The organism is Providencia sp. PROV073 (genome assembly GCF_033688125.1).
Lineage (GTDB): Bacteria > Pseudomonadota > Gammaproteobacteria > Enterobacterales > Enterobacteriaceae > Providencia > Providencia hangzhouensis.
Window position 1 is genome coordinate 3,703,499 of the sequence record NZ_CP096353.1, and the last position, 21,907, is coordinate 3,725,405.

Here is a 21,907-nt window from a genome sequence, read left to right on the forward strand (position 1 = left end):
GAAAGAAAAATCCTGCCAATTTAATCTGAATTTTCGTGTTAAAACTGTGAAAATGAAGCACTATAATTGAAATACAGCCAATCAGAGATAACAACACTGCAACTTATCGCCTGACAGGTATACAATAGTAACAATCAAATTTAAGTACATAAACCCGTTAAGCAACAATAAACATTATGGCAAAAAAACCACAATCTCCCTCTTTAGGGCAAATTCGTATTATCGGTGGGAAATGGCGCGGAAGAAAGCTGCCAGTTCGTGATAGTGAGGGCTTGCGCCCAACCACAGACAGAATTAAAGAAACATTATTTAACTGGTTGATGCCAATTATTCGGGATGCGCGTTGCTTAGATTGCTTCGCAGGCAGTGGTTCTCTGGGCTTTGAAGCACTTTCTCGTTTTGCAGAAACGGTCACCTTTATTGAGCTCGATAAACAAAACGCACAATTACTGGCTGAAAATAAAGCTCGCTTACAAGCCGATAACGCAACCGTAGTGAATCACAATAGCCTAAATTTTTTAAGCCAAGCAGGTATACCTTTTGACGTCGTTTTCATTGACCCACCATTTCGCAAAGGGCTGCTCAATGAAACCATTCAATTGTTAGAAAAAAACCAATGGTTAGCTGAAGAAAGCTGGATATACGTTGAGTCAGAAGCGGAGTCACCACTTACTGACATCCCAGCTAATTGGCAACTTCATCGCGAAAAAATAGCAGGGCAAGTCGCATATCGCCTTTTTATTCGAACTTCACTTTAGGGACAAAAACATGTTTATCAATATTGGACGCCTGCTCATGATTTGCGTTTGGGGCTTTATGGTCTTTAATCTCGTCCACCCATTCCCTAAACCATTGAAATATTTTATGGATATTGCAATGGTTTTTATGATTTTCATGCACGCACTACAAACTATTTTCCTAAAAGCAACTCTGCCAAAAGGAGAGAAAATCTCTGGTTTAGTTCAATTACGCATTTTCTTTTTTGGCGTATTCGAAATGCTAGCCATGCAGAAAAAAAATAAAGCCGATTTAGAAGAAGCAAAGAAAAAACAATCAGGTGAATAACTTATTCTACGCTGGCTCAAAACGAATAAACCGAGTACCTTGCATAATGAGCTTGCCTTCATGGCCAAGCTCAACGCCTTGATACTGTTCTTCCGTTACAATAGTTTTAATAATTTCGCCGCTTGATAGCGTTTTAAAGTGAATCTCATAGCGAAAAGTTTCAGGTGAAACAACATCCCGCTCTCGAGAACGCATGTTAGGATAAGGGTAGTCTTTTTTGCTATCAACCTTTACTAAGTAGCTTACAGGCAAAGCGTTATCATTAAGTTCATTTTGCTTGCGTTGGTCAAAAAAACGCTTAGTGGCGAGCACCGCAATAATCGCTAAAACGATAATCAGTAATATTGGCTTATTCATAATGTGTGCATTTTGCTTAAAAAGTCCGTCATGATAGTTTATCTTATTTAACTAAACAGGACACGTTTCTAAGTTACCGGATCCCTGCCGTGTCATTCATTGAACATATAAGGATGTGTATATGATTAGTTGGCCATTCCTCGCTGTACTCTTTTCCGGTTGGTTATATGTCGATGCCGCCTATCGAGGACCCGGGTGGCAACGTTGGTTATTTCGCCCAATCACACTGCTACTTTTATTACTTTGGGGTTGGAGCTCCGACGACCTTAACCTGCAAAATTATCTTATTCTTGCGGGGCTGCTAGTTTCTCTCGTTGCAGATCTTTCTCGCATGCTTTCAAGTGAGCACTTACTAGCTTCCGTCGCGTTGATGTTCTTGAGTTATTTGATTTATACCATCAGCTTCGGAATGCAATTTAATTTCGGGCTCTATCTACCTTGGCTTGCCGCACCTCTGATTGTCGCTGCCGTTACTTTAGTTTTCATTTGGGGCAAGCTTGAAGGCCTACAAGCTATTGTTTTTGCATCATTAATAATGTGCATGATTATGGCATGGGTTGCTGGTGACCAATATTTTGGTCTCGGTCGTGAATACAACTTCTCAATCATGATTGGCGCATCACTGCTATTTCTTTCTAACTGTATTTGGCTAATTGCTCGATTCCGTATTCCCTTTAAAGCCTCAAAAGCCGTTGTTGCAGCACTATACTTCCTTGGACAGTTTTTCATTGTGCGAGCGATTTACTTATAATCACACCTTTTAGTCATACCATGCCAATTGATAAAAAGTGCTATTTGAGAATTTTATCAATTGGCCGCCCTATTTTTGTTTGACTCTGGAGTAGACTCCAGAGTGTAAACTTATCCACAATGATAGAACACATTGTTTGATAAGGGGGCGCTTATGCACTCACATTCCCATAAAGAAACACATAATCACACAAGTAGCTGCTGCTCTAGCAACAGTTGCTGTTCATCTACTGTAGCGGGCAATAGCCAAAAAGTTAGTGATGACTCACATACTCATGAACATGGCAGTGTGAAGAAACATCCTGACGACGATGAAGGCACTCACCGGCACAGTGGTGAGTGTCATTCAACTCATGATCACGCCGCCAATGACCATTCTGGTCATGATCACAAACATGGCAATAGCTGCGGGTTAACTGCGAATATCAGCAATGAAGTTGAGCCTACCCAAGCGGCAGGCCAGCGCTTTAGCTGGATCATCCGTGGTATGGATTGCCCAAGCTGTGCAAACAAAATTGAAACTGCAGTTAGGCAAATAAGTGAAGTAAAACAAGCCAAAGTGTTATTTGCTACGGAAAAACTGGTGGTTGATGCCAACACCGATATTAGCACAGCGGTGCGTTCTACCGTTGAAGCTGCGGGTTATGAATTACTTGAAGTCGGTGGCAACAGTGCGGCAACTATCGCGCCACCACAAAGCTTACTCAATGAAGCTAAGCCCGTTATTATATTAGCGATTTTAATGGCGATTAGTTGGGGAATTGAGTTTATCAATCCACAGTTGGGTAATATCGCCTTTATTTTAACCACTCTATTTGGGTTATACCCGATCGCACGTAAATCATTGCGCTTAATGAGAACGGGTTCCCCTTTTGCTATCGAAACTTTGATGTCCGTTGCCGCAATAGGCGCAATCTTTATTCAAGCAACAGAAGAAGCCGCAATGGTTATCTTACTGTTTATGTTAGGCGAAATGTTGGAATCCTATTCTGCCGGAAGGGCCCGACGAGGGGTTAGCGCCTTAATGGCACTGGTACCAGAAGACGCCGTTTTAATCAAAGATGGGCAAAAAACAACGATTCCTGTTGCGCAATTACGACCAGGAGACATTATTGAGATTGCACCGGGTGGGCGTTTACCTACCGATGCGGTGTTAGTGTCAGGTTTTGCCAGCTTTGATGAAAGTGCGTTAACAGGTGAGTCCGTTCCTGTAGAGCGTAATGTCGGTGAAAAGGTGGCTGCAGGCTGCTTATCTATTGATAGAGCCGTTCAAATGCAGGTGGTATCAGAGCAAGGTCAAAATGCGATTGACCGCATTTTACAGCTAATTGAGGAAGCTGAAGAACGCCGTGCGCCGATAGAACGCTTTATTGACAGCTTTAGTCGAGTTTATACCCCAATCATTATGCTTATTTCAGCACTAGTGATTATTATTCCACCAATATTCTTCAGTGCACCATGGGAGACTTGGATTTACCGAGGTTTAACACTGTTATTAATCGGTTGTCCTTGTGCATTAGTGATTTCAACCCCTGCGGCGATAACGTCTGCACTGGCAACAGCAACACGCCGAGGTGCATTAATTAAAGGCGGTGCGGCACTTGAACAACTGGGCACTATCACGACAATTGCTTTAGATAAAACAGGCACACTCACGGAAGGTAAACCTCATGTCACTGACCTTATTCCTGTAGAAGGCATGACCGAAATTGAATTAGTCCAAATTACCGCCTCCGTTGAAGTGGGTTCACATCATCCTCTGGCAAAAGCGGTGGTGAATAAAGCAGAGGCGTTATCGTTAGGCATTGTTGAAGCACAAGATCGTAAAGCATTGGCTGGAAAAGGAGTGGAGGGTGTACTTGATGGTAAGCGTATACTAGTGAGTGCGCCAAACCGCCTTGATATTCCACTCGATAGTGAATGGCAAAATAAGGTCGAAACATTAGAAGCTGAAGGAAAAACGGTTGTTGTCACACTCGAAAATGACCGCGTAATTGGTTTAACCGCACTGCAAGATACATTGCGCAGCGATGCAGTAGATACGATGAGCATGCTGAAAGCGCTCAATGTGAATGCTGTAATGCTAACAGGCGATAACCCTCGTGCTGCAAGCGCTATCGCGGGCCAATTAGGCATGGAATACCGCGCAGGGTTATTACCAGAAGATAAAGTGACGGCAGTTATGGCCCTTAATCGTAACCACAGCACAATGATGGTCGGTGATGGTATTAACGATGCCCCTGCAATGAAAGCGTCTAGTATCGGTGTTGCCATGGGTAGTGGTACTGATGTGGCATTAGAGACCGCCGATGCTGCATTAACCCATAACCGTTTGACTGGACTTGCAGAGATTATTGCATTATCTCGTGCGACTCGGAAAATTATTCGTGAAAATATAGCGATTGCCTTGGGGCTAAAAGCAATATTTCTGGTGACCAGTTTATTGGGAATTACCGGGCTTTGGGTCGCCGTGCTTGCTGATTCAGGTGCAACAGCACTCGTCACTGCGAACGCTGTACGTTTACTGCGAGTTAAGTTACCTCAAGTGAAAAAATAATTTATACCAATTGATTTAAACGCCACACTAAGTGGCGTTTTTATTTACAACTATTCCAATATTTTGTTGTATTACAATATGTTAAATACAACCTTAATTAGAGAATTAGGACTAACTTTTTCTCCATCAGTCTCAATCTTCGCTAAAATACGTTTTGTAAATAGATTATTTCGGCATGACGTTTAGCAGGTACTTGGCATGGTAAAAAATCACAGTTCAACACCACATGATGCTGCATTTAAAGGGTTTATGTCTAAAATTGATAATGCACGTGATTTTTTTGATATCCATTTACCCGGCCATATTAAGCAATTATGTGATTTCAAAACATTAGCGATAACAAACTCTTCTTTCATTGATAACCAGCTACGCACTCGTCTTTCAGATGTTCTCTACACTGTCGAGACACAGCAAGGTGAAGGGTATATTTATATGTTAGTTGAGCACCAATCAACACCAGATAAACTAATGGGTTGGAGAATGATGCATTATGCATTCCTTGCCATGAACCAACATTTACAACAAGGTCATCGTGATCTACCGCTGGTTGTGCCTGTTTTATTTTATCATGGGAAGATAACGCCTTATCCATATGCTAAACCGTGGACACACTGTTTCCCATGGCCAGAAATTGCATCAAACTTATATAGTCAGCCATTTCCGCTCGTTGATATTACTGTTATTGATGATAACGAACTCGTAAATCATCGCAAAGTTGCCGTCATGGAACTCGCAATGAAGCACAGAGACTTAAGAGATAACATAGAAAAAGTCACGCAGTTACTAGCTGAAGCGATGAATCAAAATTATCATCATAGTGATGACATCATCACTATTTTCAACTATTTATTTATTACTATGGATTCACCTCATTTTGAGACAGTGGTTAATCAACTTATATACCAATTAGAAAATAACCAAGAGGCTATTATGAACATCGCGCAACGATTAAAAAATCAAGGGTTACAAGAGGGAATTGATATTGGTGTAAATAGAGGCATTGATATTGGCGTAAATAGAGGCATTGATATTGGTGTAAATAGAGGCATTGATATTGGAGCAAACAAAAAACAACATGAAGTTGCACTTAAAGGTTTGCAACTTGGTACAAGTATTGAACTTATCTGCCAACTTACTGGGTTAAGCTATCAGGAAGTATTAAGCCTACAATAATATCCCTACCTCTTGGCAGGGATTAACATACAAAAAGAAATTAGCTAGTAACAACTAGCTCGATTTTTTACGCAACAAATAACGATATGGTGCGTTGTCAGCCTCTACTGCTAATAAATCATGCTCCATAAAGCGGCAAAAACCTGGGATATCACGTGTGGTTGCTGGGTCATCAGCAATAATTAACAACGTTTCACCATCGGCCATGTTACGAACCGTTTTACGCACTAACATCACAGGCTCAGGGCAACGCAGCCCTAGTGTATCAAGGGTTTTCGTTGGGTTAGCAAATAAATCAGACATTAAAAAAACACTTCTAAAAGGGATCAATAGACTGATTATATAATAAAATATCCATTGATAAATGAACAGTTTTGCATTTGTTGCGCAACAAGAGTATGATGCGCTGCTCCCAAGTGTTGGGATGTATTTCATGGGTTCCCTCACCCCATTGTGACTAAAAAGGTACAATATGTTTGATTTTACTGCGCAGCAAAAAGCCACTGCGTTAATTTGGCTTTCGTTATTTCATATTTTAATCATTACTTCTAGTAACTACCTCGTGCAGTTGCCAATTAATATTTTTGGCTTCCATACCACTTGGGGTGCATTTACTTTTCCATTTATTTTCTTAGCTACTGATTTAACCGTTCGTATTTATGGCGCGCCGCTTGCACGCAGAATTATCACTGCGGTTATGCTGCCCGCATTACTGATTTCATACGTTATTTCAGCTTTATATTTCCAAGGTGAATGGCAAGGTTTTACCGCATTATCTGAATTTAACTTATTTGTAGCGCGTATTGCCGCAGCGAGTTTTATGGCTTATGTACTGGGTCAAATATTAGATGTCAGTGTTTTCAATCGATTACGCCAAAATGCACGTTGGTATGTAGCACCTGCCTGTGCAATGTTCTTTGGTAACTTGATTGACACTATCGCCTTTTTCTTTATTGCTTTTTTCCGCAGTAGCGATCCATTTATGGCTGCAAATTGGGTAGAGATTGCTTTAGTTGACTATGTCTTTAAGCTACTTATTTGCATGCTATTTTTCTTGCCTGCTTATGGTGTGCTTTTGAACTTTATCTTGAAGTCTTTCTTTGCAAACTCAGATAAAAAACAGTTAGCCAATCAACACTAAAAACAAAAAAAGGAGATAGCTAAATGCTATCTCCAAATAAGTTTAACTGAGCTACAACAAAAAATAACAACCCTACAATTCGATAAGTAACAGATCACAAAGCTTTTGCTAGAAGTGAAATTGGGTGCTCACACTTCTTACTCGTCGACATCTCAATCTGCCACTTACAAGTTTCGCAGTCTGTAATCACCATGTCCGCACCACTTTCTTCAATTTGACGGAACAGCCCTGCCCCTATTCCTTGAGAAACCTCATAGTTTTCTTTTTTGAAACCATAGGTTCCTGCGATACCACAACATTGTGAATCCAACACAATTAGCTCAACCCCTGGTACACGTTTAATTAACTCTAACGTATAGGAAGTCCACCCCATTTTTTCCATATGGCATGGTGTGTGATAAGCCACTTTTAAAGGCGTATGTTTCAGTTTGAGTTCACGCCCTTCTTCAAGTAAACGATAAATATAACGCGTTGCGAGCTCAATGTTATCCCTCATTGCAGAAGTATCAACATCAAGTACATGCGTATATTCATCACGGATGGTAAACGTACAGGTTGATGAAGTTGCAACAACAGGTACATGTTTTTCAAGGATAGTTTCTTGCAACGACTCTAAATTAACATTAGCTTGGCGCTTCGCCTGCTTCATAAAGCCATTAGCAATTAATGCCACACCACAACATTTTTCACGTTTAAGTAGCTGAACACCAATATTCATGCCGTTAAAGACTTTAATTAAGTCTTTACCTAATTGAGGGTGGTTATAATTCACATAACAACCATGGAAGAACGCAACTTGCTCTTCAAATTTAGCTTGTTCAGCGGCTTGTTTTGCATACCAACGGCGGAAAGTCCCAAACGAATATTTAGGTAACTCACGGCGGTGGTCTATTTTCAATGCTTTATCAAGGATTTGACGTACAGGTTTTAACCCTGTAATAGTATTTACAACTGGTGCAAATGGCGTCGATAACGACCCCATTAAATCCGTATGGCTGAGAATAGCATCACGAATTTTAGGTTTCTGTTGGCTGTAAGTATTACGCGCACGAGCAATAATATCGCCAATCTTCACATCCGATGGACAAGCGACTTCGCAACGCTTGCAGTTTGTACAATATTTAATTGCCTCGTCATACAGCATCGAATCTTTTAAGCGTAAACGCTCACCGTCTGGCCCTGCTTGCTTAGGGCCAGGATACAGAGGATTAACCTTTGCAACAGGGCAATAAGTGGTACACACAGTGCATTTAATACAGCTTTCAAAGCTTGCATCTTGAATACTCATTGTGCCACCTCCACCTGCATAGTTTTATTCTTACTCAGTTCATTAATAATTTCATTAGCGGCATATAATGCGCTAATTATCGATACGCCCGCACCACAACCTTGAGTGAGAGGGTCAAAACCGCCTAAAACGGCGCCGGCCACATAAAGATTAGAAATGGCTTTCCCCTCTTTTTGTGCGCGTAGCTTTTCATCGGTTTTCACACCAAAAGCCATATAGGGCTGGGAAGCGAAAAACTCTTTGTTAGTCCATTTTGCACGTTCTGAAATTTCACACAGGTCCAATTGCATCAAAGGCTCATAGACACGGTCAAACTCAGCCACCAATCCATTATTAAAAAAGCTCCCCGTCGCCAGAACAAAATGCTTAGCTTTTAAAGAGATATCGCCATGATTACGAGTCTGGACAGATTCAATTCGGCCATTAACACAATTCACCGCGGTAACTTTATCACCAGGCATCACAATTCCACCTTGGCGACGGAACTGACGCAGTAACATTTCATGCAAACGAATCCCCAATAGCGAAGGAGGAAGAGTCGGTAGTAAAAATAATGGCTTACCTAAGCTCATTTGTAATTCATGTAAAGGTTCATCACTATCGAGTCCGATACAGGCTGGCATAAAAATCGCCTCTGCATCTGTGACCAACGGAGAAATTTCAGCGACCATTTGTGCCATATTTTCTGGTCTATCAAGCCAACGAGCAACATTAACCGCTCTAAACTCACTCGGGTTTTCTCTTAATCGGTCTAATAATGGTAAATGCACATAATGCGATGTTGCTTGTAACCCCTCACGTTGTAGCTCATCAGCCACCATCTGAGGTTGAAAATCCAAGAAACCTTCGATACCAACCACAGCAATCTTGCTAACATCCATTTTATGGTGCAAACCGACAGTCGGAACAGACTCAGGACTAAGCCAAGTCATCCGTTTATGGCCCAGAGGTGTAATACGATAATGGTTTTCTTCACAAGAGCCTTTTAAATGAACTCCTGCTTGCTGCAATATTGACTGAGCCATATGCGCTAGCTCAGTAACTTGCGTCTTTCCGATTAAACTATAAGGGTGTGCTGGCGCCTGTTCCTTTAGCGCATCAAGCATTTCTAGTGGTTTTTCAGCCACTTGTCCATTTGGTAAATGGGTTAATAAATCCAAGGAGCCTGATGAAAAATGTAATGCATTTTGCCCTGCACTAACAATTGCACAAGATAGACCAGACTGGGTCAAACGGATACCGCTCATTAATCCAGCTAAACCGCCGCCCATTACCACTACATCATATTTCATTGTCCGCCTCCTTCTGTGCATCCTTGCCAAGTGTCGCTTCATTCATGCCACATAACCCGTGATATACCCAGCTGGTAAATTCACTTTCACGCAATGCGTCACCCCAAGCAATTGGACGTACACCTTTCCAACGTTCATTAAGGAAGTGACTCAGTTGTTGCTCTGTTTCATGAGGCGTTGTGACATTAAAACGATTGAGTAACCCCGCAGCACGGCAAGCACATAATTCACCTTGGCAAGTTCCCATCCCCACACGAGTACGACGCCTTAAATCAAGTAAATTATTCACCGTTAATGAATTAACGGCATAGCGTACTTCACCAGCAGTAACGGCTTCACACTCACAAACTAAACTTTTATCGAGCCTATCCGTACTGAGAATTGCAGAAGCCCTGTCACCATGACGGTAAACCGCTGAGCCACGAATAGGGGCTGGGATAGAAACAACATTGCGTAAGGCTTCTTCTGCACTATGTTGCGAGCCCGGTAGTGGCGCTTCTGCTGTTGTACACTTGGCACTGTGGCCTAATTTTTCACAAACTTTATCAGTAGCCCACTCAGCCATCAGACGATATGTCATTAACTTACCACCAGTGATAGTGATAAACCCTTCTAAGCCATCGCGTTTAGCATGGTCTAACAGCACAATACCGCGGCTGACATTACGCCCTGATGGGTCATCATCACTGGCAACTAATGGCCGAACACCTGCATATGCACGTAAAATACGTGTTGTTGCAAGTGCTGGCGATAGCATTGAACCTTCACGAATAAGAATATCCACCTCTTCAGGGGTGACATACATATTATCAATTTGGTCATATTCAATATGAGTCGATGTGGTCCCAATCAGGGAAATCGTATCGCCGGGAACTAAAATATCGGCATCTGCAGGTTTGCGGCAACGGTTTATCACCATGTTGTTCAAGCGATGGCCTAAAATTAATAGCGCCCCTTTCGCAGGGAACATTTTAATTTTTAATTCGCCATACTCTGCGATTTTTTGCCCCCAGATCCCGCCTGCATTGACGACAATTTCCGCGTAAATATCATATTGCTTCTTGGCGTGGTGATCATAAACCGTCACGCCACGTACGGTGTCGCCATCACGAATCAAACCAATAACTTCATGATAAGTTAACACTTTCGCGCCATGCTCTCTGGCATCTAACATATTTGCCGCAGTCAAACGGAATGGGTCAACCGTGCCATCAGGAACACGAACCGCACCTATTAGATGTGGGTTAACAGAAGGTTCAAGGCGAATAGCCTCTTTGGGGTCAATTGCAGTCGCATCAATACCCGCAGCTTGGCAAGCCATAATGAATTGTTGCTGATACTCTAAGCTGTCTTCAGGTAAAGTAATAAACAAACCATCAGTTCGCTCTATACAGTGATGCGCGATACGTTTTAAAATCTTGTTCTCTTCTATACATTCTCTGGCGGATTCACCATCTGTGACTGCATAACGCGCGCCACTATGAAGTAACCCATGGTTACGCCCTGTCGCGCCAGTCGCAATATCATGCCTTTCGAGTAAAACAGTTCTTAGACCTCGGCGAGCGCAGTCACGAGCGACTCCTGCACCTGTTGCGCCACCACCAATAATGATGACATCCGTCTCAGTCACAGATGAGCCATTCATGTCGCATTCCTCACATTAATAAACATTTCTATAATCGATAAGTATAGATTCTATTTTTATAATCTATTATTAAATATAGCCCAGAAACGCGATCAATGTTTGATAAGGAACAAAAACGAAAGCAATTGATGCATATTCAGTGTTCAAAAGAACAAAATCGTGATGAGAATCACAAAATAATTAACATTTCTAGTTCCATTCTATTCACAAATGTCATTTACTATGCAACTTCATAAACAAAATCAATAATTGTGCGTTGGATTACAGATAAATTGTTTTTTAACGACTACAATTTAGAGCAATTAAGAAAATAAAGACTCTTAAATTACTCGATTACTTTCGTTTTTGTTACTTCACCAATAATAAACACTCAATATTTCTCTGAAATAGAGAAATGGAAGTGTAAATAAAAATTAGCATGCCATCGGAGGCGTATATGTTAAGCATTTTTAAACCAGCACCTCATATAGAGAGGCTGCCAGCGGATAAGATAGATCCTGTCTATCGTAAGCTTCGCTGGCAGATCTTCATGGGTATTTTCTTTGGTTACGCAGCGTATTATCTAGTCCGAAAGAACTTTGCGTTAGCGATGCCATATCTTGTTGAACAAGGTTTCTCTAAAGGTGACCTTGGTTTTGCATTATCAGGGATCTCAATTGCTTACGGATTTTCTAAATTTATCATGGGGTCGTTTTCCGACCGTGCAAACCCGCGTTATTTCTTACCAGCAGGTTTGATTCTCGCCTCCGCAGTGATGTTAATTATGGGCTTCGTACCATGGGCAACATCAAGCATCATGGTAATGTTCGTATTACTGTTCCTTTGTGGTTGGTTCCAAGGTATGGGTTGGCCTCCTTGTGGGCGTACCATGGTTCACTGGTGGTCACAAAAAGAACGTGGTGGTATCGTTTCGGTTTGGAACTGTGCACACAACGTCGGTGGTGGTATCCCTCCATTACTGTTCATGTTAGGTATGGCATGGTTTAACGACTGGAAAGCTGCGCTGTATATGCCTGCATTGGCTGCTATCCTTGTTGCAATCATTGCATTTGCGTTAATGCGCGACACCCCGCAATCTTGTGGTCTTCCTCCAATTGAAGAATACAAAAACGACTATCCAACAGACTATAAAGCGTCTGATGAAGAAGAGTTAACTGCAAAAGAAATCTTCATGAAGTATGTTTTCCCTAACAAACTGTTATGGATGATTGCGATTGCGAACGTGTTCGTTTACTTACTGCGTTATGGTGTTTTGGACTGGTCTCCAACTTACCTGCGTGAAGTTAAACACTTCGCAATGGACAAATCTTCATGGGCTTACTTCTTATATGAATACGCAGGTATCCCAGGTACGTTACTGTGTGGTTGGATGTCGGATAAAGTCTTCCGTGGTAACCGTGGAGCCACTGGTGTGTTCTTCATGGTTCTGGTAACCATTGCAACTATCGTGTTCTGGATGAACCCAGCTGGTAACCCAAATGTTGATATGGCATGTATGTTGATCATCGGTTTCCTAATCTATGGTCCTGTTATGTTGATTGGTTTGCACGCCCTTGAACTTGCACCGAAAAAAGCAGCAGGTACAGCCGCAGGATTCACAGGCTTGTTCGGCTACCTCGGTGGTTCTGTAGCAGCAAGTGCTATCGTTGGTTATACCGTAGACTACTTCGGTTGGGACGGTGGCTTCGCAGTCATGATCGGTGGTTCAGCACTGGCCGTTGTTCTACTGTTTATCGTGATGTTGAGCGAAAGCAAACATAAACGCGAATTAGCAAACTCACAATAAACATTCATCAAATGTTCATTGTTAATCGCTAGACTCGTGGGCTATATCAAAAAATGATGTAGCCCATTTTTTTACCCAAATAAAGTGCCAAGGAGATATAATCATGAGCTTTCCATTAAAAACATTGGTGGCTAGTATGGTTTTAGTGATGTCAGTGTCTGCTGTAGCTCAAGCTTCAAGTAAAGTTGTCATTGCACATCGTGGTGCAAGTGGTTACTTACCGGAACATACCCTACCTGCAAAAGCAATGGCTTACGCACAAGGTGCTGATTTTCTTGAGCAAGATTTAGTTATGACGAAAGATAACGAGCTCGTGGTCTTACATGACCATTATCTCGATCGCGTGACAGATGTTGCTGAACGTTTCCCTGACCGCGCTCGTAAAGATGGCCGTTACTATGCGATTGACTTTACCCTTGATGAAATCAAATCACTCAATTTTACAGAAGGATTTGATATTGTTGATGGTAAAAAAGTGCAAAGCTATCCGAACCGCTTCCCAATGGGCAAATCAGACTTCCGCGTTCATACTTTCCAAGAAGAGATTGAATTTGTTCAGGGATTAAACAAGTCAACGGGTAAGAATATTGGTATCTACCCAGAAATTAAAGCCCCTTGGTTCCACTTACAAGAAGGCAAAGATATCACCAAAAAAACACTCGAAGTCCTTAAAGAGTATGGCTATACCACCAAGGATTCCAACGTTTATCTACAGTCATTTGACCCTAATGACCTAAAACGTATCAAAAATACCTTGATGCCAGAAATGGGAATGGATCTTAAATTAATTCAATTGATTGCTTACACCGATTGGAATGAAACTCAAGAGCAAAAACCTGACGGAACTTGGGTTAATTACAATTATGATTGGATGATGAAACCCGGCGCCATGAAAGAAATTGCGACCTATGCAGATGGTATTGGCCCTGACTATCATATGCTAATTAGTGAAGAATCCACGCCAACTAATATCAAAGTGAATGGCATGGTTAAAGAAGCTCATGATAACAAAATGGCAGTTCATCCGTTCACTATCCGTGTTGATAAGCTGCCAAAATACGCCAAAGATGGGCAACAGCTTTATGATATTATTTATAACCAAGCCGATGTCGATGGCGCCTTCACAGACTTCCCTGACTTAGGGGTTAAGTTCTTAGAACAGCAGAAGCAAAAATAGTTTTCTGAACCAAAAACAAGAATGCAGCCATTTCATTTGGCTGCGTTCTCTTCAAGTTAACCGTCTTAGTTAAGCAATAGTGACAGGGAATGCGATCACATCACTGATTTTGTCTGCATTTAATGCAATCATTATCAGCCTATCAACCCCAACTGCTACACCAGAACAATCGGGTAAACCATGCTCTAAAGCCGCCAATAAGTGCTCATCAATAGGCGCAGTAGGGAGCCCCATTGCCGCACGCTTACGGTTGTCTTGTTCAAATCGCTGGCGTTGTTCGCTTGCATCGGTGAGTTCATGGAAACCATTCGCCAGTTCCATCCCTTTATAATACACCTCAAAACGCTCAGCTACGCGGTGGTCTTCCGTGCTAATCACCGCAAGAGAAGCTTGAGTCGCAGGGAAATGATACACGACTGCAGGCTTTTCTTTACCAATATGAGGCTCAACGCCCATGGTAAATAGCAGTTGAAGTAAGGTATCTTTATCTTCTTCCTGATCCGCAATATTGCTCAAATCTAAACGGGCTGCAACCTCACGTAATTCGCTTTTTTCAGCGGACAGCGGGTCAATATCCAAATAACGTAAAAACGCTTGTTGGTAAGAAAGTAGCTCTGCACTCTCACATTCTAAAACTTGTTGCAGTAAATCATCCACTTCATTAATCAAACGATACATATCAAAATGCGGACGATACCACTCTAACATGGTAAATTCAGGGTTATGATGTCGCCCTGCTTCTTCATTTCTAAAGCTACGACCTAACTGATAGATAGGGCCACTACCTGCCGCTAATAAGCGTTTCATGTGGTATTCAGGGCTAGTCATTAAATATAAATTAATGCCTTGTGCCGCACCAGGACCCACAAAACGCGTTTCAAATGGAACAAGATGAATGTCAGTGACTGTTGCCTGACTCATTGCGGGGGTTTCGACTTCAAGTACACAGCGATCAGTAAAAAAACGTCTGACTTCCGCAATTATTTTTGCGCGCTGTAACAGGTTAGCGATGGGGGCGGTTGGCTGCCAATTCGCTATATCACTCATTAAGATGACTCCAAAATAAACTTAGTCGTGCAGTGTACCCACCTCACTTGCAACACACAATGCATTTACACTGATAATGCACATTTATCTGGGCGTAAGTACTTGTAACTGTCGACATGATGAGTAAGTAGAGATAACCAGATTATCTCTTGCTTTATACGATTAGGCAAAGCCTTTACTTTGAGCTATACATCGAGTTAATGAGGAAAGATAAAGAAAATAGTCAGAAACATGATTATTTCTTATGTTATGTGACATAACTGTTACTAAAAAAGCGAAACGATTCGCTTTCTCAATCTATTTTAAAATTTTCTCTTCGAAATTGAGCTTCTTCTAAAAATAAATAGTGAGACTCCTCGCAAATTAGCATTCAATATGAATGAAACTCTTCAGCTATAATAATAGTATTATTCACTTATTATTGGTAAAACCTGACTAATTCCCTTGGTTTTATACACTAAAATTTTATGTAAATTTAATGATAATTATTTGAAATTCCTTTTTATTCGATGTTAACAGCCTAGAAAATCGAGCAATGTAAAAACAATTTATAAAAAGAAGATCTACCTCACACTTTATCGCTAAATTTGGCCAAAACCCCCCTCTATATCAAATTTATCTTGAGTACTATTCGCTATAATTCACAGCATGATAAGTCATTATTAGCTATTATATTATTTACTATTAAAAAACAGATATTTCGTAGTTTAGCTTTAAGTTGAACTGAAAATGACGTAGCTAATTATCAAAAGTATTTAAAAGAATTTATCAATTTTACACTTGAACAATGGAGAAGCGCAGTGCAAACCTTCAATGCCGATTTAGCGATTATCGGGGCCGGGGGCGCAGGCTTACGTGCAGCAATTGCTGCCGCTGAAGCAAATCCCAATATCAAGATTGCTCTGGTCTCAAAAGTATACCCAATGCGTAGTCACACTGTGGCCGCAGAGGGGGGATCAGCAGCAGTTACTCAGGCTCATGACTCCTATGACTATCATTTTAATGATACTGTAGCTGGTGGGGACTGGCTGTGTGAGCAAGATGTTGTCGACTATTTTGTCGAACACTGCCCAACAGAAATGACCCAACTAGAGCTATGGGGCTGCCCGTGGAGCCGTAAACCAGATGGTTCAGTTAACGTTCGCCGTTTCGGTGGAATGAAAATTGAGCGTACGTGGTTTGCTGCTGATAAAACTGGCTTCCACATGCTCCATACCCTGTTCCAAACTTCATTAAAATATCCACAAATTCAACGTTTTGACGAACATTTTGTTCTCGATATCATTGTTGATGAAGGCCAAGTCCGTGGTCTTGTCGCGTTAAATATGATGGAAGGAACAAAAGTCCAGATCCGTGCGAATGCCATCGTGATGGCAACTGGCGGTGCTGGACGCGTTTATCGCTACAATACCAATGGCGGTATTGTAACCGGTGATGGTATGGGTATCGCATTCCGCCATGGCGTGCCGCTGCGTGATATGGAATTTGTTCAATATCACCCAACTGGGTTACCGGGTTCTGGTATCTTAATGACCGAAGGTTGTCGTGGTGAGGGCGGGATCCTTGTCAATAAAGACGGCTATCGCTATCTGCAAGACTACGGAATGGGGCCTGAAACTCCACTGGGTAAACCTGAAAATAAATATATGGAACTGGGTCCACGTGACAAAGTTTCCCAAGCGTTCTGGCACGAATGGCGTGCAGGTCGCACCATCAGTACCCACCGCGGTGATGTTGTTTACTTAGATCTTCGCCACCTTGGCGCAGAAAAACTGCATGAGCGTTTACCATTTATTTGTGAATTGGCGAAAGCCTACGTGGGTGTTGACCCAGTAACAGACCCAATTCCTGTTCGCCCAACCGCTCACTACACCATGGGTGGTATCGAAACGGATCAACGCACAGAAACACGCATCAAAGGCCTATTTGCTGTCGGTGAGTGTTCTTCTGTTGGCTTGCACGGTGCAAACCGTTTAGGTTCTAACTCATTAGCTGAATTAGTTGTATTTGGTCGTCTGGCAGGTGAAGAAGCCGCTCGCCATGCTGCTGAAGCAACACCAGCCAATGCAAATGCTATCGAAGCCCGTACTCGTGATATCGAAGCTGACCTCAGCAAGCTCATGAACCAAAAAGGGAAAGAGAGCTGGTCGAAAATACGCGATGAAATGGGTATTTCAATGGAAGAAGGCTGCGGTATCTACCGTACCCCTGAATTAATGCAAAAAACCGTTGATAAAATTGCTGAGCTGAAAGAACGCTTCAAACATGTCGAAATTACCGACCATAGCAGCGTATTTAATACTGACCTACTGTACACCATTGAATTAGGCTTTGGCCTTGATGTGGCGGAATGTATGGCTCACTCTGCAATCAACCGTAAAGAATCACGTGGTGCACACCAACGTCTCGATGAAGGCTGTACTGAGCGTGATGATGTTAATTTCCTTAAACATACTTTGGCATTCTATAACCCAGAGGGCTCCCCTCGTTTAGAATACAGTGACGTGAAAATCACGAAATCTCAGCCAGCTAAACGTGTTTACGGTGCCGAAGCTGAAGCTCAAGATAAGGCGAAGAAGGAGCAAGCTAATGGATGATATGAAACACCTAAAAATGGAGATCATGCGTTACAATCCGGAAACGGATAGTGAGCCCCATTTGGTGACGTATGATGTCCCTTACGACGAGCAAACTTCTTTGTTAGATGCGTTAGGCTATATCAAAGATAATCTCGCTCCAGACCTGTCTTACCGCTGGTCCTGTCGTATGGCGATTTGTGGTTCTTGTGGCATGATGGTGGACAAAGTGCCTAAACTGGCTTGTAAAACATTCCTGCGTGAATACCCGCAAGGCATGAAAGTTGAGCCATTAGGTAACTTCCCAATCGAGCGCGACCTTGTTGTTGATATGACTCACTTTATTGAGCGTTTAGAGGCGATCAAACCGTACATTATCGGTAATGACCGTAAACCTTCTGAAGGCCCAAATAAGCAGACGCCTGCCCAGATGGCGAAATACCATCAATTCTCAGGCTGTATCAACTGTGGTCTGTGCTATGCAGCTTGCCCACAATTTGGACTGAACCCAGAGTTCATCGGTCCAGCCGCGATTACATTGGCAGAGCGCTACAATTTAGATAACCGAGACCATGGTGCGAAAGAACGCATGACCTTGTTAAACGGTGACAATGGTGTCTGGAGTTGTACGTTTGTAGGCTACTGCTCTGAAGTCTGTCCTAAGCATGTCGACCCTGCGGGTGCGATCCAACAAGGTAAAGTTGCCAGTGCGCAAGACTTTGTTATCGCCATGCTGAAGCCACGATAAGGAGAATTGAAGTCATGACAACAAAACGTAAACCCTATGTAAGGGAAATGAAGGGCGATTGGTGGCAAAAGCTAGGTTTTTACCGCTTTTATATCATGCGTGAAAGTACTTCAGTCCTTCAAGTCTGGTTTAGTATCTTAGTCCTATATGGAGTATTTGCACTCAAGAGTGGCCCTGAATCATGGGCTGGCTTTGTTGGGTTCTTAAGTAACCCAATCATTCTTATCATTAACATTATTACTTTGGCAGCAACATTATTGCACACCACCACGTGGTTCAATCTTGCACCAAAAGCCGTCAGTATTATTGTGAAAGATAAGAAAATGTCTGATGAGCCTATCGTTAAAGGCTTCTGGGCTCTCACGATTGTTGTTACGGCAGCAATCTTAGCTATCGCATTGTTATTTTAATCTAAGGAGAATCTGATGAATCTAACGCCTAAACGTTCCGATGAGCCGATTTTCTGGGGATTATTTGGTGCCGGTGGTATGTGGAGCGCCGTAATTGGCCCTGCAATTATTATTCTGTTAGGGATTTTAATTCCTCTCGGTGTTGCACCAGAAATGCTTAGCTATGAGCGTATTATGGCATTTAGCCAAAGCTTTATCGGCCGCGTATTCTTATTACTGATGATTATTTTACCAGTATGGTGTGGTATGCACCGTATTCACCATACGCTGCACGACTTTAAAATCCATGTCCCTGCGACAAAATGGGTTTTCTACGGCGGCTCAGCAATCATTAGCGTTATTGCAATTATTGGTGTATTTACTCTGTAAATAATTCAATCACACATTATTTTAATAAAAGGTATGACAGCACATTGTCATACCTTTTCTTTTTTAGGGCTTAAAGCCTCGAATAAGTGATTCTAAACCAAACAAAAATGCTTCTGTTCCATCATCATTATCCATGATTTGAACAGCTTCCTTTAATAACAATGACATCGCCTCGTCTTGTTCAACATCTCTCTCACCCATTGCCGCTAAATGCTCTTGCTGCTCAAGTTAATCAAGCTAACCAAGGTAAATTACAAGGAATTTCAGTCAGTTTAGCCAATGCCCCTGGAGTAATTGGCCCATTAGCTTTAATGTATTGATATTTAACCTCCCTTAAGGGGGATCAAATCATAACTAACACTAAACAGGATTTGGTTTTGGCAACCAAGTAGATATAAAGTAGGAAAGCCCACAAACCGCAACAAATAGCCCAACATAACCTAAGTTAAAGTGACCTAAATAACCGACGACTAAAGGCGTTATCCCCCCGATAGAGGCAGAGGCGCCATTGTACCCTACGCCTAGTATTGTTGCCTGCCCATTAGATTTATCCATCAGTACGGCCGATAAATTACACAATATCATCGCTGAATATACGGACATAACGACTTGAGCGAAAAAGACGAGAAGTAAATTATCTAGCTGCAATGAAAAATAGAGTGGTACTGAAAGCAATACCATCCCAATGACTCCCATATTAAAAACAGATTTAACTGAGCTATATTTATCGGTTAACCAACCACATATCAGCATAAAAATTAACAATAGACCGGACGAAAATATTTCATAAAAACTCTTTATCTCGTCTATCATTAATTTTTCAATAATTAATGAAGTTGATAAATTTTGAGAGTAGAAAGTGACAGTACCAGGAATGGTAAATAAGAAAACCCAAAATACATGGAGCCAACTGAATATTGGTTTTTCATCTAATTCACTTTTATAATCCGGTAATTTTGCTCTAAACCAAAAACTAATTAAAATATTAATTAAACCAATTAATAGTGGGAGCCTCCAGCCAATTGACTGCATCGCTTCTTCAGAAAATGTGTTCTTTAACATGAAAACGACAGCTAATGATGCGATTACTCCACATAAAGAACTACCAACAATAATTGATGAAACTCTAGATTGAATATTCCCATCTAAATCCTTAAATAAATAAGTGATTAAAGAAGGAAATTCCCCAGCAAAACTAAAAGAAAGTGCTAATTGCAAAATTAATATCACAAATGGCGTATAGTTTCCTAAAAACTCAATAGGTAACAGTGCCATCATTAATGTTGCCGTACCCGTTATCAGGCTTGTTAATACTAAAGCGGATTTTTTTCCTACCGTATCTGCATACCAACCAATAACATATCCGCCTAATGGGCGGATTAAAAAACGCAACGCAAAGATACCCCATACCATTTCTGTCGCTTGGGCATAACCCAGTTTAGTTAACTCCATACTTAAATAAGTAGATATTGCCGCAAAAACTGCAATATCATAGTATTCCAAAGCATTACCAACAACCGCACCAAACCTGAATTTCCATTTCATTTTTATCCCTTTTCTATTAATGAATTTCCTTGTCGTAAAATATTCTGACCATTAAGGATAACTCACCAGAGACTCCAAACAAGCAAGGGTAATACCATTTTCTTTTAATGCCTGAAATAAACCACTAGGTGAAGTGTAAGAGCAACCTAATTTTTCTTTAATACGTTGAATACGCTTATTCTCTGTCGCTTCTGAACAACCTTGCATATAACTAATCTCCTTTACACGGCAATGTGATAATAATAATCGGATAGTTATTATTTCTTTACGAGTAAAACGTATATTACCAAAGCGCATATAAGGGTGAATATCTAAAGGTTCAAATTCTTGTTCACTACGTTTATTAACTATATTCACTGGGAATTTAATTTCCTCACGCAATGGTAAAATAGTATAATTATCTTTATCTTTTTTCCATGATTCATATGCAAAATCTATAATCGTTGGCCTACATTTATAAAGTGATATCATATCATTTAGTGAAATTTTCTTTCTAGAATTAATGGATGTGATTTCATATACATTTCCATACTTAGCACAAAAATCAACTTTCAATTCTCTTTTCTTTGTTTTTGCCAATGTGTTTATAAAGATTTCTGAGTAATTGCTCCAATATTGAATTCCTGGAGATAACCTTTCACTTAAACGTAAATCTAAATCAGCCCCCCAATAAATAAGTAGCCATTCATAATTGTTTGACATAATACTTACTTGCTTATTACTAAGATCAACCCTAGTTATGGATAAATCTACATCATTCCAATCAAAATAATTCGAAAAAATACTTTTTAAATTATAACAAGATTTTTCTAATAAATTGTTTTCTATATCCATACACTATCCTTAATTTATGTTATGTTTACAATGATTAAATTTAATACTTTCAAAAAAAACAACATTTCCACTAGTATTTAGAGACTTATTAATTAAAGCCACCACATTTCCACTCTAAATCACGTTAATAATCCAGCATTTTAACAT

General features: G+C 41.1%; 21 protein-coding genes. 12 read left to right on the forward strand and 9 right to left on the reverse strand.

What is annotated here, in order from left to right; all coding sequences use genetic code 11:
• The first annotated feature begins 176 nt into the window (after positions 1-176).
• Together rsmD and M1F17_RS16945 are read left to right on the forward strand one after the other, a co-directional pair.
• Complete coding sequence (gene rsmD / locus M1F17_RS16940) at positions 177-758, forward strand: 16S rRNA (guanine(966)-N(2))-methyltransferase (RefSeq protein ID WP_004258577.1); 582 nt, start codon at positions 177-179, stop codon at positions 756-758.
• Positions 759-768: 10 nt separating this feature from the next.
• Complete coding sequence (locus M1F17_RS16945) at positions 769-1,065, forward strand: DUF1145 family protein (protein WP_004258582.1); 297 nt, start codon at positions 769-771, stop codon at positions 1,063-1,065.
• Positions 1,066-1,071: 6 nt separating this feature from the next.
• On the opposite strand, the gene M1F17_RS16950 is transcribed toward M1F17_RS16945, so the two are convergent.
• Positions 1,072-1,422, reverse strand: coding sequence for a DUF2500 family protein (locus tag M1F17_RS16950; protein WP_004258585.1), 351 nt, complete (start codon positions 1,420-1,422; stop codon positions 1,072-1,074).
• A gap of 121 nt (positions 1,423-1,543) precedes the next feature.
• Between M1F17_RS16950 and M1F17_RS16955 the strand changes: the two genes are divergently transcribed.
• From M1F17_RS16955 to M1F17_RS16965, 3 genes are all read left to right on the forward strand, one after another.
• Entirely contained in the window at positions 1,544-2,173 is a 630-nt protein-coding gene (locus M1F17_RS16955; RefSeq protein WP_004258589.1) for a lysoplasmalogenase, read from the forward strand.
• A gap of 153 nt (positions 2,174-2,326) precedes the next feature.
• A complete protein-coding gene (locus M1F17_RS16960; protein ID WP_318837080.1) occupies positions 2,327-4,729 on the forward strand; it encodes a zinc/cadmium/mercury/lead-transporting ATPase in 2,403 nt (800 codons plus the stop codon).
• Between the two features lie 198 nt (positions 4,730-4,927).
• Positions 4,928-5,902 (forward strand): Rpn family recombination-promoting nuclease/putative transposase, encoded by a 975-nt coding sequence (locus M1F17_RS16965; RefSeq protein ID WP_004258594.1) that lies wholly within the window; start codon positions 4,928-4,930, stop codon positions 5,900-5,902.
• A 54-nt stretch (positions 5,903-5,956) separates the two neighbouring features.
• Here the strand turns inward: M1F17_RS16965 and tusA are convergent, their stop codons facing one another.
• The gene (tusA, locus tag M1F17_RS16970; protein ID WP_004258596.1) at positions 5,957-6,205 is read right to left on the reverse strand and encodes a sulfurtransferase TusA; all 249 of its coding nucleotides are present in this window, start codon (positions 6,203-6,205) and stop codon (positions 5,957-5,959) included.
• 169 nt (positions 6,206-6,374) lie between these two features.
• Between tusA and M1F17_RS16975 the strand changes: the two genes are divergently transcribed.
• On the forward strand, positions 6,375-7,043 hold the full coding sequence (locus M1F17_RS16975; protein ID WP_004258598.1) for a 7-cyano-7-deazaguanine/7-aminomethyl-7-deazaguanine transporter: 669 nt from the start codon (positions 6,375-6,377) through the stop codon (positions 7,041-7,043).
• Between the two features lie 94 nt (positions 7,044-7,137).
• Here the strand turns inward: M1F17_RS16975 and glpC are convergent, their stop codons facing one another.
• From glpC to glpA, 3 genes are read right to left on the reverse strand one after another with little or no spacing between them, the layout of a single operon-like run.
• Entirely contained in the window at positions 7,138-8,331 is a 1,194-nt protein-coding gene (gene glpC, locus M1F17_RS16980) for an anaerobic glycerol-3-phosphate dehydrogenase subunit GlpC (protein ID WP_318837081.1), read from the reverse strand.
• Positions 8,328-9,623 carry a glycerol-3-phosphate dehydrogenase subunit GlpB gene (gene glpB / locus M1F17_RS16985; RefSeq protein ID WP_144139708.1) on the reverse strand — a complete coding sequence of 432 codons (1,296 nt, stop codon included), beginning with the start codon at positions 9,621-9,623 and terminating at the stop codon, positions 8,328-8,330. The genes glpC and glpB overlap by 4 nt, the downstream gene beginning before the upstream one ends.
• Positions 9,613-11,268, reverse strand: coding sequence for an anaerobic glycerol-3-phosphate dehydrogenase subunit A (gene glpA / locus M1F17_RS16990; RefSeq protein ID WP_196725461.1), 1,656 nt, complete (start codon positions 11,266-11,268; stop codon positions 9,613-9,615). The genes glpB and glpA overlap by 11 nt, the downstream gene beginning before the upstream one ends.
• Positions 11,269-11,704: 436 nt before the next feature.
• Between glpA and glpT the strand changes: the two genes are divergently transcribed.
• Together glpT and glpQ are read left to right on the forward strand one after the other, a co-directional pair.
• Positions 11,705-13,054: a glycerol-3-phosphate transporter gene (glpT, locus tag M1F17_RS16995; protein ID WP_110591189.1), complete on the forward strand. Its 1,350-nt coding sequence runs from the start codon at positions 11,705-11,707 to the stop codon at positions 13,052-13,054.
• A 103-nt stretch (positions 13,055-13,157) separates the two neighbouring features.
• Positions 13,158-14,231, forward strand: coding sequence for a glycerophosphodiester phosphodiesterase (glpQ, locus tag M1F17_RS17000; RefSeq protein WP_004258611.1), 1,074 nt, complete (start codon positions 13,158-13,160; stop codon positions 14,229-14,231).
• Between the two features lie 69 nt (positions 14,232-14,300).
• Here glpQ and epmA read toward each other — a convergent pair whose 3' ends face one another.
• Entirely contained in the window at positions 14,301-15,278 is a 978-nt protein-coding gene (gene epmA / locus M1F17_RS17005) for an elongation factor P--(R)-beta-lysine ligase (protein ID WP_004258613.1), read from the reverse strand.
• A gap of 800 nt (positions 15,279-16,078) precedes the next feature.
• Between epmA and frdA the strand changes: the two genes are divergently transcribed.
• From frdA to frdD, 4 genes are read left to right on the forward strand one after another with little or no spacing between them, the layout of a single operon-like run.
• Positions 16,079-17,875, forward strand: a complete 1,797-nt coding sequence (gene frdA, locus M1F17_RS17010) for a fumarate reductase (quinol) flavoprotein subunit (protein ID WP_004258614.1) — start codon at positions 16,079-16,081, stop codon at positions 17,873-17,875.
• Positions 17,868-18,602 (forward strand): succinate dehydrogenase/fumarate reductase iron-sulfur subunit, encoded by a 735-nt coding sequence (locus tag M1F17_RS17015; RefSeq protein ID WP_004258616.1) that lies wholly within the window; start codon positions 17,868-17,870, stop codon positions 18,600-18,602. The genes frdA and M1F17_RS17015 overlap by 8 nt, the downstream gene beginning before the upstream one ends.
• 14 nt (positions 18,603-18,616) lie before the next feature.
• Positions 18,617-19,012: a fumarate reductase subunit FrdC gene (gene frdC, locus M1F17_RS17020; RefSeq protein WP_004258617.1), complete on the forward strand. Its 396-nt coding sequence runs from the start codon at positions 18,617-18,619 to the stop codon at positions 19,010-19,012.
• A gap of 15 nt (positions 19,013-19,027) precedes the next feature.
• Positions 19,028-19,381: a fumarate reductase subunit FrdD gene (frdD, locus tag M1F17_RS17025; protein ID WP_004258620.1), complete on the forward strand. Its 354-nt coding sequence runs from the start codon at positions 19,028-19,030 to the stop codon at positions 19,379-19,381.
• A 63-nt stretch (positions 19,382-19,444) separates the two neighbouring features.
• Here the strand turns inward: frdD and M1F17_RS17030 are convergent, their stop codons facing one another.
• The 3 genes from M1F17_RS17030 to M1F17_RS17040 all read right to left on the reverse strand — a co-directional run bounded on the left by M1F17_RS17030 (position 19,445) and on the right by M1F17_RS17040 (position 21,760).
• Positions 19,445-19,582, reverse strand: a complete 138-nt coding sequence (locus M1F17_RS17030; protein ID WP_141240673.1) for a TetR/AcrR family transcriptional regulator C-terminal domain-containing protein — start codon at positions 19,580-19,582, stop codon at positions 19,445-19,447.
• Between the two features lie 159 nt (positions 19,583-19,741).
• Positions 19,742-20,926, reverse strand: a complete 1,185-nt coding sequence (locus tag M1F17_RS17035; RefSeq protein ID WP_094961466.1) for an MFS transporter — start codon at positions 20,924-20,926, stop codon at positions 19,742-19,744.
• A gap of 51 nt (positions 20,927-20,977) precedes the next feature.
• Positions 20,978-21,760 carry a helix-turn-helix transcriptional regulator gene (locus M1F17_RS17040; protein WP_094961465.1) on the reverse strand — a complete coding sequence of 261 codons (783 nt, stop codon included), beginning with the start codon at positions 21,758-21,760 and terminating at the stop codon, positions 20,978-20,980.
• Between the last annotated feature and the right edge of the window lie 147 nt (positions 21,761-21,907).